Raw genomic sequence first — 15,714 nt, 5'->3', positions numbered from 1 at the left:
TTCGGCACTACTTATTTAGAATTAACTAGGTGGTATACCTCACCAGTATAACGAACAAATCTAGCGAAGGAGCGACACTAATGAAAGGCAGCCCAATATCGCCGCGTCCTGCGGCAAAGGCTGCACACCCGCATCCTGCAGGCGCCAGAGAAATAAGATCAAGGAGGGATGCAGTTCAATCCCTCCCTAGTGATCTTCTGACGGGCTTATTGCGTAAGGCCATCACCAAGCGACAAAGCGATGTTGGAAGAACATTCTAATTGTTAAGTGCCGACTATATAAAAAAGAAGGTGTACTAGATGAAACAACTATGGGTGTTTTACGGGGAAGATTATCAACGTATCGATTTTGATGAAAATGACTTTACCTCACTAACAATTGGTCCTGCAATAGGGAATGATGTCACGGTAATGTCGTACCCATTTAATGTTGGGCATTTCACAATAGAAAAAGACGGTGATGGCTTTACGGTTCATGATGGAGTCGGTTACGCCGGTCGATTATCAGCAAAAAAAAGTTTGTCTATCGAACAAGAAGAACTAGTACTCCATTTGTATATCGTACCTGATCCTGTTTCTCCAAAAACGTACTTTCTCGACTATGAACATGAAGTTTCGTTTGATAGCAAACTTGAAACTGCATCATTCAATCGGGAAGAAACCACTTTTCCAGAAGTAGAATCGGGTCATTTTTCATTGAATAAGACCGCTGCTGGCTGGGTCATAAAGAAAAATTACAGTTGCCCGCTATATGTGAACGGCAAACGAGTTGAAATGAATGAAGTCCTTCAAATCGGAGATGTACTGCAGTGGGCATTCATGGAAATGAAATTAATTGAACAAGACATTTTAGAAGTCGTTTCTTCTGTTGCATACAAAACCCAGCTATCAGAAATCGACCTACCGAAGTCTGAACTAGTTTCTATGTATCCAGATTATAGACGGACACCCCGAATGATCTACGATTTACCTAAAGACAAAGTGTCGTTATCATTTCCAGCGCAGGAAAGTGAGGATACAGGACGAGGTCTTTTGCTTATTATTGCACCGCCTCTTCTTATGATCGTAGTCATGGGGCTTGTTGCTATTTTGATACCCCGAGGGATTTTCATCATCATTTCTATAACGATGTTCCTGATGACTTTGGTCACCTCGACTGTACAATTTTTCAAAGATAGGAAGAGACGGAAGTTAAATGAAGTGAAGAGACGCCGTGTCTACGCCGCTTACCTGCAAAATATGCGTCAAGAACTGTATGAACTTTCCAATAAACAGAAGGAAGTATTGGACTATCACTTTCCACCATTTGAACATATGAAACAATTGACCAATCAATTGTCGGGGAGAATTTGGGAGAAAACGCTAGAAAGTCACGACTTTCTAGAATTCAGGCTCGGTACGGGCAATGCGCCCGCCAGTTATGACATTAAGTTATCATCGGGGGATTTGGCAAATAGAGAAGTCGATGATTTGCTAGAGCAGGCGCAGCGAATGGAAACGGTCTATAAGGAAATCCCGGCTGCCCCAATTACTGCCCGTTTATCGGAAGGGATTTTAGGACTTATTGGCAAAGAATCGATTGTCAGAAGTGAACTGCGTCAAATTGTTGGGCAACTCGCTTTTTCTCATAGTTATCATGACACGCGTTTCATCTACATCTTTAATAATAAGGACTACGCAGACATCGAATGGATGAAATGGTTGCCGCATTTCACGCTTCCTAATATGCATGCAAAAGGGTTGATTCACAACGAAGAGACCCGTGACCAGTTGCTGTCATCTCTCTATGAAATCATTCGCGAACGTGATATGGATGACATGAAAGGGAAAGTGAAATTTGTACCTCATCTTGTATTCATCGTTTCCAACTACGCGTTGATTGCGGAGCATGTCATTTTAGAGTATTTGGAAGGGAAACGTAATGAGGATCTCGGCATATCTGTCATTTTTGCTGAATCGGCCCAAGAGCGAATGCCTGAAAATGTCCATACGCTTGTCCGTTACGTGAATGACAGGGAAGGTGATATCCTCATCAATGCTGGAAAAGCAGTCGATACGCCATTCAGGCTCGATGACTACGACCGGAAAACGAATGAGCGCTTTGCTCGAATGTTGAAGTCGCTAAATCATCAGATTGGCATGAAGAATTCCATTCCGAATTCGGTCAGCTTCCTTGAAATGTTCGGGGTGAAAGATGTTGAAGATGTTCCGATAGGACGCAATTGGCTGACGAATGAATCGGCGAAGTCACTTGCCGTTCCAGTTGGTTTCAAAGGTAAAGAGGAACTTGTCCATTTGAATTTACATGAAAAAGCGCATGGACCTCATGGCTTGCTGGCGGGGACGACGGGCTCAGGGAAAAGTGAATTTCTTCAGACCTTTATTTTATCACTCGCCGTTAATTTCCATCCGCATGAAGTAGCTTTTCTCTTAATCGACTATAAAGGCGGCGGGATGGCGCAACCTTTCAGGAATATACCCCATCTTTTAGGCACCATCACAAACATTGAAGGCAGTAAAAACTTCAGTATGCGCGCACTTACTTCTATTAATAGTGAACTGAAACGGCGGCAGCGTTTGTTCGATCAATATGTCGTCACACATATCGATGATTACACGACTCATTATAAGGAAGGAAATGCAACTGAACCCTTGCCTCATCTGTTCCTAATTTCAGATGAATTCGCAGAGTTGAAAAGTGAAGAGCCTGAATTCATTCGCGAGCTTGTCAGTACCGCCAGAATTGGACGAAGCCTAGGTGTCCATCTTATTTTGGCGACGCAAAAACCAGGTGGAATCATTGATGAACAAATTTGGAGTAATGCCCGTTTCCGTGTCGCATTGAAAGTACAAGACGCATCGGACAGTAAAGAAATTTTGAAGAATGGCGATGCTGCCACAATCACTGTAACTGGTCGAGGCTATTTACAAGTGGGGAACAATGAAGTCTATGAGTTGTTTCAATCTGCTTGGAGCGGTGCACCTTATATGGAAGAAACGCTTGAAGGTGAAGATGACATTGCGATTGTTATGGACCTCGGTCTTTACCCCCTTTCCGGCATAGAAACAAATATTAGTAAGAAACGAAGCAGTTTAACTGAAATGGAAGCCGTGACTGCCAAAATTGCACAAACGCAAGCGGATATGTCCATCCGGAAGTTGGACAGTCCATGGTTACCGCCACTAGCAATGCGCATCGAAAAGACAGAAGATACTGCTGAAATGCGCGTTGGTTTTCCGCTCGGCATGATCGATGAGCCAGAAAAACAAAGTCAAACGCCGATAGGGTATGACTGGACGAGAGACGGCAATCTGGGTGTTTTTGGATCCTCAGGGTATGGGAAATCGTATACACTGCTGACGGCACTTCTAGGAATAGCGGATAATCTGACGCCGAGTGAAGCGAACTTCTACATTTTGGACTATGGTAATGGATCGTTACTTCCACTCCGGCAACTTCCTCATACGGCTGATTATTTCACACTGGATGAAGAGTTGAAGCGGGAAAAACTCGTCAAGTTAATCAAAGATGAGATTTCGAGTAGGAAATTAGCATTCCAACTAGAGGAAGTCAGCAATATTAACATGTACAACGAATTATCTGCTGATCAGATGCCGCTTATCTACATTGTTGTCGACAATTACGATATCGTCCGTGAAGAAATAGAAGAACTCGAAATGCAGCTAATCCAGTTTGGACGTGATGGCCAGTCGCTTGGTATCTATCTGTTCATCGCAGCGACGCGGGTACAATCAGTTAGGCAATCACTCATGAATAATTTAAAAACAAAAGTTGTCCATTATTTGATGGATGCGACAGAAGCATTTACTGTCGTTGGCCGTGTTCCATTTGAGTTGGAACCGTTCCCTGGAAGGGCCATTATCAAGAAAGAGGATCCACATTTTGCACAAATCTTTCTTCCGGCGCCAGGGGCAAATGATTTCGACGTATTGGAAGCTATTAAATTGAATACGCGAGAACTGAAGGCAAAATACCGCGACCAGGATCTACCTCAATCGATTCCGATGTTGCCGTTTGAATTAACGTCAACCATTTTCCCTTCCTATGTACCGAAAGAACAAGGAAATGGACTTGTTGCAATCGGATTGGATGAAGAGACAGTACGTCCGGTGATGATTGACTTCAGGAAAAATCGCCATTGTCTTCTTGTTGGGCAGGCACAGCGAGGAAAAACGAATACATTGAAGTGGATGATTCATACGCTTATTGAGCAAGACGCTGGCTTCATCGCCATCTTTGACTCATTCGACCGCGGATTATCGATGTTTTCTGGAGACACGAAAGTCGACTACTTGGAAACAAAAGAAAGCCTCGTCAATTGGCTAGCGCAAGTTGAACAATTCTATGCCCAAGCCGAAAAAGAGTACCTCGAAATCGTGCAGTCAGGAAATAGGGCAGTAGAACTTATTCCTGCCTATTTCATCATCGATGGCTATACAAGGTTTTTGCAAGTCGCGGATAGTGGCATACAAGACCGCTTATCGAAACTGATGAAAAAGTATTCCCACTTAGGATTCAATGTCATTATCTCCGGAAATAATGCGGAGATTACGAAAGGCTACGACGTATTCACAAATGAGTTGAAACTGGTTCGCCAAGCGCTTATCTTTACGAAAAAATCGGAGCAGACGTTATATACCGTTGCATACGAACGCAAAGAAACGGACCTTCCATTAGGATTCGCGCATTATATTTTGAACGGCAATGCTACCAAAATCCAAATCCCGTTAAGTGAGATTGAAAGGAAGATTCTTCAGTGAAAACAACTAAGAATATGAATTTGTTGAAAATAGGGGTAGGAATTGTACTGATACTAGCGGTTCCCATTTTATTCTTTCAACTACTGGGTGTGAACCTGTTGAACGCGGAAAGTTCCAATAAGCGGATTATCGCGATTGTGAATGAAGACCTGGGTCTGTCCAAGGACGATGAAACCGTCGAAATGGGAGAAGAGGTCGTTTCCATTCTAGCTGAAGATTCACAGTATGAATGGAAAGTCATGAGCCGTGGTACCGCTGTTAACGGCTTAAAATCTAATCAGCATGAAGCGATTGTTTATATTCCATCTGACTTCTCGGAAAGCATCATGTCTTATGATCAACAGAATCCTGAGCAAGCGGAATTTTCCTATGACGTACAACGCCAAAAAGCGGGTTCACAAAAAGAAAAAGTGCTCCATGAAATTGAAACGGCTACAAACCGTGTAAACGAAAAGGTTTCGACCCTCTATTGGAGCTATGTTGCACAAGAAATGGATCATATAAAAAAGGAATTCACAACCATTCTCGGCAAGGAAACGGAATTTCTTACGGCAATGACCGCCTATTATAAACCGGGGTCCGAGAAGTTAGCGAATGAGATGCAGAACCAGAAAAAACAAATGGATGGACTGCGTTCCGTTATGAATGATGCAAGTAATGGTCATACTACACGAATTGAAAATGCAGGCTCATTCGGACAGCAAATGGACAGTTTCATCACATACGTACAGCAATATAAACAATTCCAACAACAGCAGAAAAACATTCTTCAACAAGTACAAGATGACAGCCTAGCTAAGATTCATGCTGCTGCCGCAACTCAAGTGAACCAGTTCAACGAATCGGTCCAGACACTTGAAGAAAATAACAATAAGTTGAACAGCGAAATTGAGAAAGTGAATGAAAAGCTTAACGTGAATAAGGAGAAATTCAATGCGCTGTCCGATTTACGAAAAAACGAAGTTGACCGACAACTGGAAGACCTTTTGTACGTCCAGGGAACAGCAATTGACCGTTACAACAACTCGATTTTAAGTAATTTAGAACAGGGAATTGCGGCTGGTAAAGACGCAACAGCGGGAGGAGTTACGTCTAATCCGACAGCTGAACAGCAGCAAATGATAGCACTAAAAGAAGAAATGGATCGTAAAGCCAGCGCTAAACTAACCACTATACTACCAGGGCTCGAAGAAGAGCAAAATAAAGTGACAGCGATTTTAGCTGCGCTGTCCGCAATGAAAGCGAGCGTTGCGGAAACGAATCCTGATTCCACATTCATTGGCGAATTGGAACTGCTCGAAGGAGAGCTGACAGCGATGAATGCTGTCATGTCCGAAAAAGCAGTACTTTGGAGTGGAGCAAAGAAAGAAGGAACGGATGATTATGTAAAAGCATTCACTGACTACAAGGAACTGATCGATGATTATGATTTATTGAACAAGGAATATGAATCGGTCCAACAAATATTGAATGCAAGCCCTGCAGATACAGCGCAGATAATTTATCAAATAAAGTTAAAAGAAAAATCGCTTCTTAAGCATGAAGGATTGACTGGAGAGCAGCGGAATAGATTGGCAGGGTTGTTTGCGAAAGGTGCTGCTAGCACGGAAACAAAACCATTGCTGGCCTATTATGCAACACTCGAACAATTTGGATTCACCCTCGATGAACAGGGACAAAGTACGCATAAAGATGGCGTGCTAAAAGATGAAATCTTAACTGCATTATTGAAAAACGTTGTCGAGATAAATGAACTAGAACTCGAAGGCTGGACTTCCGTGGGTGACGGAATTCCCGAAACTGAACTTGGCATGAGTGAATTGAGTACAACGTTTGCTGCGATCATGTTCGGTTACAAAGAAACCGTGGAAGAACAGCATTCTGCGCTATTGAATGAGTTGGATTCGATTGATGATCAAGCGAATGTACTACTTAAACAAATTCAAAATACTTCAGGCGAACCTGTTGCGGCATCAAGTGAAGGCGAAGTAGCTGCTAGTCAAAAAAATGTCAGCAGCCAACTTGTTACGCTTAGTGGCATGATGAATTCATTGTCAGAGAGACAAAAAGGTCTTGTAAACTATGCGAATGATTTAACTGTGAAAGCGGACGATATGAAAAAGACTTCTACTGCATTCAGCGATAAGTGGGAAACGAATGCCAGTGAAATGTCAGCATTTGATACGGATATTCAAGATTTCCTTGGCAACACGTATGTCGATGGCCAAGAGAATGGCTATGCATTTAATCATTTTGTCAATCCACTGCTGGTTAAAGGAGAGGCCGCTTTTGCGGATGAAGTGAGGAAAGTTCCGCCTGTTATTCTACTACTCATATTGCTAATTAGTAGTCTTTTAATCGGCTTCTTCAGTTATCAAACCAAGGGTGGCCCAATTGGTTTCCGCTTAGGATTGACTGGAATGCTGTCTTTACTCGTCGGGCTTATAATCAGTCTCTACAGCATAAATATGTATGTACTGAACGACCAACGTGCAGTTGAATGGACAATTTTCACCATCCTACTGCTATTAGCAAGTGCCGCGGTTATTCGAGCAGCACTTGAACTCGGGCAAATGGTAGGCTGGATTGCAAGTGTCGTACTGATGTGTTTATACATTACGCCGCTTCTGATTCTTGCTGTACCTGAAATAAACATCCCTGATATTTTATCGACCGTTTATATGTCCATAAAATATGAACCTGAAACGAACTTCATCTGGGGAGCGGTACTTACAGGAATCATTGCGATTGCAATGCTAGCGGTATCTTATTTCATCCATAAATACAAAACAAATAATACGTCAACGGCAGAACAGGCTCATGAAAACTAAATCGACTTGTCTGTTGCTTGTCGTACTCGTAATCGCTTGGATAGCGGGAGGGATTGCCGTCCAAGCAGCTGTAGACGATGAACCCAATCTCGATTTGGAGCCGCTTAGTTATGAAAAACTAAAATTCAAGAAAAACACCGATTATTTGCATGACAGTAAAAAAGTTGAAATGAAAAATACAATTCCTGTTAAACAGTTTGATATTTACTTTGACGGTAGAAAACAATTACCGAAGAGAAGCAATGGATCCTATCTTTTTCAAACGGCTGCACGTGGGGAGAAAAGCACTGTCGCAGCCAAAACATCCGAACTTGGTCTCTTCACAAATGCGGCAACGAGTAGTAAGGAAATAACTGCTGACAACATCGTAGAAGAGAACACGGCTCCTAATATGTCGAGGACACTGATACTATTGGCAATTATTGTGGCTGGACTCGTTACCTTATTTACGATTTTCTTGCCGAAGCTGGTCAACACTTCTGAAGGGGATAAACGAAATCCACAGAGTGATAAACTAATAGAGTAGGAGGAAAAGGCTTGCTTGCATATTACTATGCGCAATTACAGAAAAAAAAGGAAGAAGTGGCACGGCTCATCGCGTGCCAATCAACCTTACAAGGGAAACAATCGGAATTTCAAGCGAATGAACACAAGTGTCTCGAACCGGAATTATCCGCAAGTACATGGCATGGAACACTGGCCACTGGTTTCCAAGATATTCGTGAAGCGGGAATCCATACACCTTTTCTTGACATAGCCGGAGCCCAGTTCTCAAAAGTATTTACTGCAATTGCTGACAAGATTAATTCGCTCAACGCTGAAATTATTTCTCTTGAACAAACCATTGCGCGTTTAGAGGCGGAAGCTAGGGCAGAAGCAGAGGAGGCCAAAAGTAAATGACTACCGAAGTGAAAATAGTGTACGCAGATGTTGAAAGTCAAATAGGTGACATGAGCAATGCGACCACATTGCTCAATCCAAAAGCAGTACCACCGATTACAGGAAATACACTGGATGTCGTGACGAAATTGACGGAGCTGTCGACAAAGCTAGAAACGTTATTGACGAGGTATCAAACGGTGCTTCTTGCTAATAGTGTAACGACTACCAATTCAGTGCAGTTTATGAGGGAATCGGATGAAAAAGTGGCATCTGTTATGCAGGGCACACTGTCAGGACCGAAGATGGTGACACAATGAAGGTACTAGACGTCGGCCCATTTGAAGAAGGTTTACAGAACAATAGTACTATGCTTGGCCGCCTTGAAGGAGAGATGAAAGCAATTGAATCTACCGTTGGAGGGCTTGTTGCGTTGGATGATTCTTTGAAAGGGCAAGGCGGGGATGCTATCCGGGCATTTTATAACGATTGTCATTTGCCGTTCTTGCAATTTTTCGCAACGTTTAAAACTTCCTACGACAGCGTTCTTAGCCAAATGAAATCCGCCCTCGACACGCTGGAGCCGGCTTCGAACGGTTTCATCCAAGAAAGCTTTCTCGAAGCGGACGTTAAAGACGGACTGACAACAATTGACCAATTAACGCTTACTTTGACGGACGAAGCGAATGGTATCATGGATGAAGTCAGTGATATCGTCGCCCTTCCGCACTTAGATGATAGTGATGTGCATGAAGGCGTGAAAAGTGCACAAACGAAGCGGGAAAAAACGGTCACTGATTTGCATGAATTCGATTCAACGCAGACGGCGGCGTTGACGCAGATTGAAGCGGATTTGCTGACAATGGAACTTTGGTTGCTTGAAATAGAAGGTATGATGAACGATGGACTGACTGATATTGATTTTCAAGCCGAAAGTTGGGCGGAGTATTCGGGAAATCACCCACTCAAAACAGAACTGGAACACCGTGTTGATGTTATGAATGGCGTTGTCGAAGACGGCTCAGAGGATGAGGCGGGGGATGTATCATCCGCCAATGAACATGTTTTGAATTTGAAGACAGCCATAGGATGGGTTAAAAAAGGAGACACAGCTGCTACTGGTTTATATTCAAGTTATGGAATGTTCGTTGCGGGCAAAGACGGCGGTTTGAGTACAACAAAAGTATACAATCCTAAAACGGGTCAATATTCGTACCGAATCAATGCAACCCAAAAAGCATTAGAAGGTTTACGTGTCACACCTGACGCAAGGGCACTCCGTGATTTCAGTTCAAGGGTTCCAAAAGGCGGCAAAAAATGGTCACCTAAACATTATGAGATTGCAGCGACTAATAACACGATGTTGAAGTTCGGAACAAAAAAACTGGGACAGAGCGGTTGGTCCAGTGCTGGTGATGAAGCATTGAAAAAACATCCTTCTCTCGCTTATTGGAACGACCAGGCAACAATCAAACAACAGGCAAAAACAATCGGAACCGCAGCACTAAAAGGTGCAGGCAATTCCTTCAAGGATATCATTGATGTAAAAGGCATTACGCAAAGCGGCATTGTAAAAGGAGCTACTAAATCACTCGCGCCTTTGGGGGCAGGCCTAAGTTATTATAGTAACTATTCTACAGCGAAAGATGACGGACTTGACGACGGTGCAGCTGCAGGCAGGGCGGCAGTCGATACGGCAATCGATGTAGCAATTGGCGGCGCAGTTCAAGTCGGATTCACTGCACTCGGAACAGCATTAATACCGATACCTGGTGTAGGTACTGCAGTAGGTGTAATTGTAGGAATAGCAGTGAACTCCTTCTTGAATACTAAAATGGGGAAAGACGATAAATCAGCGATGGACCATATTAAAGGTTGGTTCCATTGAGATAAGAAAGGGTGTATTTTATGTCCACCAAACTGACAGTAGAAGATTTCGAAGTTCTAAGAGGACCTCTTGAATCAGGTAGACAAAGCCCCTCCGCTTTGGCGGGTGCCCTAGTTCTAAGCATATTCCTACAGGCATTACTATTTGCACTGGAGTATTTTATGGCTGGAAATGCGACAGCCTATCCTTACAAAGATGAAATTTTGAAGGTTCATTTTTGGATAACGGCGGGACTTATGGTGCTGTCCCTTATTTATGCGATTCCAGCAGTGTATAAAAGAAGTGGCAAGATCCAGTATTTAGTAACCATCTTAGTGGCTCAAAACCTATTTTCCGTATCTCTTTTTATCAGTGCATTATTTTTGATCGCATTAGAAGGGGAAGGCATGTCGTTTACACCGGAATCACTTCTGAATTTCACGTATATCTTGCTGCTGATAGGTCTACTGGTTTTTATCGCTACAAGCGTCCGTTTTTATATTTTATTGCGCAACGGACATTACCGAAAAGGATCGAAAAAGGATGAACTCAGAGGACGATTTGAAACGAAATCGTACATACCAGCGGCTGTTCTTGGCGGAATTGGGCTAGTCTTTGTTATCCAGTACATTGCTAGGACATCTGTAAACACGGATATCAATGGCATGGTTGTCATTGTTTTAGGGGTTTTACTGTTCTTCGTCATGCTATTCATCCTACCTGAGCAACTTGTCATCCTGTATTGCAAGTTTCGATTTAAAAGCTTTAATTTTAATGAACGAGGTAGGTTATATAACGAAAAGTGATTTTAGAAAGGGTGTTTGTAAATGGGGATTGAAAAACGTTCACTGATTTTCAATAACGTAATAACATATAAAACGGAACAAAAAAAAGAGAACTGGCAAGAAGCCATCTTCATGCTAGAAGAGTTCACGCTCAATAAAGATGTCTACAAAAACGGTCCGGTGTTTTTCTCGTTTGTTCAAAACCTAGGAGATGAAACGTCCGGAAAATTCACCTACTACTTGCCAATCAGCAGTCCAGTTGTTTTAGTAGATGAGTCTGATTTTACTTTCCATGAAAACCTAAGCATCGGAAGTGCATTGGCGCTACGGCAGGCTGATGAAAAAATGGATTTCGCTGCTGCCTATGAAGAAGTGAAGGCATATGCCAACACGCAACAAATCGAATTGGACACTACCTATTATTGCGTCTTACTGGATGTCTACGGGGATATCATCATCGATCTCTATGTACCGATAAAAGAGCAGGGCGATGCATGATGATTGCAGAAAACCATCAGATTGCATACCGCAATGTCGCGTCCAAACTATATAACTTTTTACCCGAAGAAATTGATCTTGCTTTAACGGATTTTGTCTCGATTCTAGACGGGTATGGCTATCAAATTACGGGGCCGATGTTCTTTTCAATCATCAGCGATCCGACCGATGAAGTCATGACAGCTGAATTATTCCTTCCTATTAAAGGAAATCATTTCACAATACCGAAGGAAGCAGAAGTTAATTTTCACAGCTATTTCCTAGTTGACCATATGCTCACGACACGAATCAAAGGCAATTTTGACGTGGAAGCCCAAGTGAAGTATTGGGAGCTCATTGAGTATATGAACGCAGATAAAAAAAATCAAAAAACACCTATTTTTGTAGAGTACAAAAAAAGCCGCGCGGGGCAGACCTATACGGAGATGAGTGTAGGGGTTTTGTAATACTTGATAAGAAGATTAGGTCAAAAAAACCTTGACTGGTTCTAGGCCATTTAAGGTTTTTTGGAGTTTTGTGGTGTGCTTGCGTATATAACAAGTGAGGCTGCCCAAATACCGCGGATGACCGCCTAATTCCTGCTGCCAACTGATCATATCTCCAGGCGTACCAATAATAAATTCCGAAGTTGTAGCGCTTTTATGTTTAGAGAATTTATGGAGGTCAAGAAAATGTGAAGAAAATTATGAGAAACGTATGGGAAGTATTGAAACAATCCGCTGCGGAAATAAAGGCGAATTGGAAGTTCAGTCAACTCGTACAAGGAAGAAGTCAAAAGATGAAAATGTATGTATTAGTTTATATGAATACCGGTTTTTTTCTCGTCTACGCAAGTCTTTGTTTTATTTCTATGCTTTATATTCTGTTTGGTATCATAGGCGGTACTGTATTAGGAATTAAGGAGAGTCCATATTGGTTCTTTTTATTTCTATTGCCAGTAGCCGCGCTGCCATTTTTGTATTTTGTACATAACATGTGGACCTCGCACTATTCCGGCTTTAAAAAGGAATATTTAACAAAACATTCAATTCAAGTGAGTCAAGAGGAATGATTTTTCTGATGTATCTCTATTATGCAGGGAGATCAATCACATATCACGTTGTACCGATCATAAAAACTGGCAGACCGAGCATATATCCCGTTGAACCGATCATAACCCAAAGCAGACCGATCATATATCACGTTGAACCGATCATAACCCAAAGCAGACCGAGCATAAGACGTGGAGAAGCGACCATATAACCCACATGACCGATCATAATCCCACGAGCGGCGTCCATCTCCCCGGTTGTAAATAGTGGAGATTGGAGAGAACCTTATTTTGTTGAAAAGCTTAACAATCGATGATGTAGATGTACTCCGTGAACCACTGGTATCGGGCAGACAAAGCCCCAATGCACTCGGCGGAGCACTTGTTTTGGGTGTCTTCATGCAAATCCTAGTATACTATCTGGAATATACAGTACTTGGAAGAATGACGAACTTTCCATTTAAAGATCAGATACTCACAATTCATTTCTGGATTACAGTAGCTATAGTTATCTTGTCCGTGATATATGCGATTCCGCTAATTTATAAAAGAAGTCAAAAAACACAATATCTAGTATCAATTTTAGTTTCACAAAACATTGCAGCAGTATCCTTTTATATCTGCGGGTTATTTTTAATAGGAGAGAACCAGGAAATTCCAGGAAATTCACTACTGACATTGTCATTTGGAGTCTTGCTCTTTACAGCTACTGTCATCCGATTTTCTATTTTATTGGGAAAAGGGAAGTATCGCTCGAAACGAGATGAACTTCGAGCGAAATTCGAAAAGAAAACGTATATTCCGGCAGTGATTATTGGAAGTACTGCTTTTTTGTTTATCATTCAATTTATCGTTAGAACTTTCAATTTGGCCGATATCGAAGATGCCTTCCTAACAGTCATATGCTTTGTTTTATTCTATACGATGATTTTTGTGTTGCCGGAGCAGCTCGTTATCTTGTATTGCAAGTTCCGCTTCAAAAGCTTTAATTTCGATAAGAGAGGTTATTTGGATTCTGAAGACTCAGCCAAAGGAAGTAAGATTGGCTGATACCACTCCTATAGAAGTGGAAGTCAATTTCAGCAGTTATTTCCTCATAGATTGTATGAGTATGACTCGAATAACAGCTGACTTTGATGCCCCGTCACAGGCTACGTTTTGGGAGCTTCTCACCTATATTGAAGAACATGAAATGAGTCAAAAAACGCCCATATTCGTAGAGTTCAAAGAAACGAATGCAGGGCAAACCAATGTGGAGATGTCTGTAGGAGTGCAATGATGAAGAATCAATGAATGGATATTTGAAATTAGATTAGGAGGATTCACATGAGAAAAACAATATTTTTTTTGACAGTAGTATTACTATTGGCGGGATGTGCCTCAAACGACGACAATAAACAACAAGGTGCTGAAGAAATAGTGGATAAAACAGTTGAACAAGAGACACTTACTTTGCAATTATTAAAAGCGGACGAAGAAGCCGGTGTAACGATTGAAAATAGTGAAGTCTATAAAGAGCTAAATCGAATGATTATGGAAAATGCAGATATGGGACTCGCCAATGATTTCAGTATTAATATTATCGATATCATAGATAGTGGGACAGAAAACGCTTCATTGCTTTTTTTAGCCGTCAATCGTTTGGATGAACCCATGAAAAATATCAAATTCGACTATACATTAGGTCATGATAATGGTGAGTTCGTATGGGATGGCGTTGAAGTGAACCTTTCCGAGCAGGAAACAGGTATCATACAATCGAACCATGCAGTTCCATTCTCCATTAATATAACAGCTGAACAAGAAGCACTCATCGACACACTTGAACAGGATAACCAAGTTGTGAAGATGGATAATTTTAAATTTGAATCAGTAAATTAATAAAAGCGTTGCAATGCTACTTATGATTGCAACGCTTTTAGACTTTCGTATTTATCATTTGTAGGAATGGGATATGTAATCGATCAGATTATCCTATCATCTGTCTACGGTGAATCTACAATAGTACTTATTAGTGTAGTTATAATTTCTCCACTATCGATAGTGTAAAGCACGATTATCCGGAATTTGGTTTACCAATGAATGAAAGACCTATAAAACTTAAAAAACGAAAGAAAAGAAAAAATAAATGATTGAACTGGGAGATTATGAGATGGGGAAATCAAGTGGTCAAGCAGGAATAGATAAAATTATGTTGTCTTATTTGAGGTTCCAAACGCCTAAAGAAAATAAAGGAAATATTATCGCGTTTTTTTTGATTTTTCTATATGTGATAGGAATGATTCCAATTATTGCTGTACCTTTTTCAGCCACATATTTTAAGTTGTCAATCGTGCCAGTGATTATTCTACAATCTTGGGCATTAATCTATATAATCGCGCCATACAAGTTTGAAAAGTCTTATTATCTGTTTTTCGGAGTATATGGAGTTGTCAATACCTATGTCTACTTTTTGGTAATACAAAAATTACTGTATCTTCACTTAGGAGTAGAAGGGAAAGGTCCTTTTGTAATTGGATTTCTTCTCTTTATCGGCTTATTGGCGACGATGAACTGGTTGAATATAAAGGCGTTGTACACAGGAACATATCATAAAATGCAACAGATGGAGAGTATTAATGTTCGATGGCTATCATTCGCAGGATTAGGGTATGTAATCGGCCAGCTTATTTTAATGTTTGTCTATAGTGAATCTGCAAAAATGATGTTTTTCATTTTTTTAATTTCACTATTATCAATTGTAACAGCTTATTTTTCTGTATATCTGCATCGTTACTTTTATATTGTCAAAAACAAGGATCTTGTGAAACAGGTGTATCCTGATTTTGGTTTACCACTGAATGAAAGACAAGACGAATCTAAAAAAAGTAAGAGAAAGAAGTGAAGATATGATTCCAGAGTTTACGGAAAATGATATTTTCGTTATGTTACAAAAGCTAAATACAAAGCCAATCATTCCATCAAAAATAAGATGTGAAATATCTTTTTGATGTTGTTTTATAAAGAAGACAGTAAATAAGTGGTCGATTGAAGGATTACTTAT

Annotated in this window: 14 protein-coding genes; all 14 read left to right on the top strand. The window is 41.1% G+C overall.

Annotated elements, in window-relative coordinates; genetic code table 11:
* Positions 1–299 precede the first annotated feature (299 nt).
* The 14 genes from essC (at position 300) to FQ087_RS13215 (ending at position 15,555) form a co-directional block, all read left to right on the top strand.
* On the top strand, positions 300–4,781 hold the full coding sequence (gene essC / locus FQ087_RS13280) for a type VII secretion protein EssC (RefSeq protein ID WP_149581072.1): 4,482 nt from the start codon (positions 300–302) through the stop codon (positions 4,779–4,781).
* Entirely contained in the window at positions 4,778–7,612 is a 2,835-nt protein-coding gene (esaA, locus tag FQ087_RS13275; protein WP_149581071.1) for a type VII secretion protein EsaA, read from the top strand. The genes essC and esaA overlap by 4 nt, the downstream gene beginning before the upstream one ends.
* The gene (gene essA / locus FQ087_RS13270; RefSeq protein ID WP_149581070.1) at positions 7,602–8,138 is read left to right on the top strand and encodes a type VII secretion protein EssA; all 537 of its coding nucleotides are present in this window, start codon (positions 7,602–7,604) and stop codon (positions 8,136–8,138) included. Before esaA ends, essA begins: the two co-directional genes overlap by 11 nt.
* Positions 8,139–8,149: 11 nt before the next feature.
* The gene (locus tag FQ087_RS13265; RefSeq protein WP_149581069.1) at positions 8,150–8,512 is read left to right on the top strand and encodes a DUF5082 domain-containing protein; all 363 of its coding nucleotides are present in this window, start codon (positions 8,150–8,152) and stop codon (positions 8,510–8,512) included.
* Positions 8,509–8,811 carry a YwqI/YxiC family protein gene (locus FQ087_RS13260; protein ID WP_149581068.1) on the top strand — a complete coding sequence of 101 codons (303 nt, stop codon included), beginning with the start codon at positions 8,509–8,511 and terminating at the stop codon, positions 8,809–8,811. Before FQ087_RS13265 ends, FQ087_RS13260 begins: the two co-directional genes overlap by 4 nt.
* Positions 8,808–10,379: a ribonuclease YeeF family protein gene (locus FQ087_RS13255; RefSeq protein ID WP_149581067.1), complete on the top strand. Its 1,572-nt coding sequence runs from the start codon at positions 8,808–8,810 to the stop codon at positions 10,377–10,379. Before FQ087_RS13260 ends, FQ087_RS13255 begins: the two co-directional genes overlap by 4 nt.
* Positions 10,380–10,399: 20 nt before the next feature.
* Complete coding sequence (locus FQ087_RS13250; RefSeq protein ID WP_149581066.1) at positions 10,400–11,164, top strand: hypothetical protein; 765 nt, start codon at positions 10,400–10,402, stop codon at positions 11,162–11,164.
* Positions 11,165–11,185: 21 nt separating this feature from the next.
* Complete coding sequence (locus FQ087_RS13245) at positions 11,186–11,641, top strand: DUF5085 family protein (protein ID WP_149581065.1); 456 nt, start codon at positions 11,186–11,188, stop codon at positions 11,639–11,641.
* Positions 11,638–12,087 (top strand): DUF5085 family protein, encoded by a 450-nt coding sequence (locus FQ087_RS13240; RefSeq protein WP_255452325.1) that lies wholly within the window; start codon positions 11,638–11,640, stop codon positions 12,085–12,087. Before FQ087_RS13245 ends, FQ087_RS13240 begins: the two co-directional genes overlap by 4 nt.
* A 227-nt stretch (positions 12,088–12,314) precedes the next feature.
* Positions 12,315–12,692: a hypothetical protein gene (locus FQ087_RS13235; RefSeq protein WP_149581064.1), complete on the top strand. Its 378-nt coding sequence runs from the start codon at positions 12,315–12,317 to the stop codon at positions 12,690–12,692.
* A 270-nt stretch (positions 12,693–12,962) separates the two neighbouring features.
* Positions 12,963–13,721, top strand: coding sequence for an ABC transporter ATPase (locus FQ087_RS13230; protein WP_149581063.1), 759 nt, complete (start codon positions 12,963–12,965; stop codon positions 13,719–13,721).
* Between the two features lie 16 nt (positions 13,722–13,737).
* A complete protein-coding gene (locus FQ087_RS13225; RefSeq protein ID WP_255452370.1) occupies positions 13,738–13,950 on the top strand; it encodes a DUF5085 family protein in 213 nt (70 codons plus the stop codon).
* 47 nt (positions 13,951–13,997) lie between these two features.
* Positions 13,998–14,552: a membrane lipoprotein lipid attachment site-containing protein gene (locus FQ087_RS13220; RefSeq protein ID WP_149581061.1), complete on the top strand. Its 555-nt coding sequence runs from the start codon at positions 13,998–14,000 to the stop codon at positions 14,550–14,552.
* Positions 14,553–14,823: 271 nt separating this feature from the next.
* Positions 14,824–15,555 carry a hypothetical protein gene (locus FQ087_RS13215; protein ID WP_149581060.1) on the top strand — a complete coding sequence of 244 codons (732 nt, stop codon included), beginning with the start codon at positions 14,824–14,826 and terminating at the stop codon, positions 15,553–15,555.
* Positions 15,556–15,714: the final 159 nt, after the last annotated feature.

Origin of the sequence: Sporosarcina sp. ANT_H38 (assembly GCF_008369195.1) — a bacterium.
Taxonomy (GTDB): Bacteria; Bacillota; Bacilli; order Bacillales_A; family Planococcaceae; genus Sporosarcina.
The sequence above is the reverse complement of the archived record's forward strand: the minus strand, read 5'-3'. Positions and strand labels throughout refer to the sequence as shown.

Bases quoted from the DNA above. Each gene is read 5' to 3' on its own strand.
- essC (WP_149581072.1), top strand. From the start codon at position 300: ATGAAACAACTATGGGTGTTTTACGGGGAAGATTATCAACGTATCGAT.
- essA (WP_149581070.1), top strand. From the start codon at position 7,602: ATGAAAACTAAATCGACTTGTCTGTTGCTTGTCGTACTCGTAATCGCT.
- FQ087_RS13260 (WP_149581068.1), top strand. From the start codon at position 8,509: ATGACTACCGAAGTGAAAATAGTGTACGCAGATGTTGAAAGTCAAATA.
- FQ087_RS13255 (WP_149581067.1), top strand. From the start codon at position 8,808: ATGAAGGTACTAGACGTCGGCCCATTTGAAGAAGGTTTACAGAACAAT.
- FQ087_RS13250 (WP_149581066.1), top strand. From the start codon at position 10,400: ATGTCCACCAAACTGACAGTAGAAGATTTCGAAGTTCTAAGAGGACCT.
- FQ087_RS13245 (WP_149581065.1), top strand. From the start codon at position 11,186: ATGGGGATTGAAAAACGTTCACTGATTTTCAATAACGTAATAACATAT.
- FQ087_RS13240 (WP_255452325.1), top strand. From the start codon at position 11,638: ATGATGATTGCAGAAAACCATCAGATTGCATACCGCAATGTCGCGTCC.
- FQ087_RS13220 (WP_149581061.1), top strand. From the start codon at position 13,998: ATGAGAAAAACAATATTTTTTTTGACAGTAGTATTACTATTGGCGGGA.
- FQ087_RS13215 (WP_149581060.1), top strand. From the start codon at position 14,824: ATGGGGAAATCAAGTGGTCAAGCAGGAATAGATAAAATTATGTTGTCT.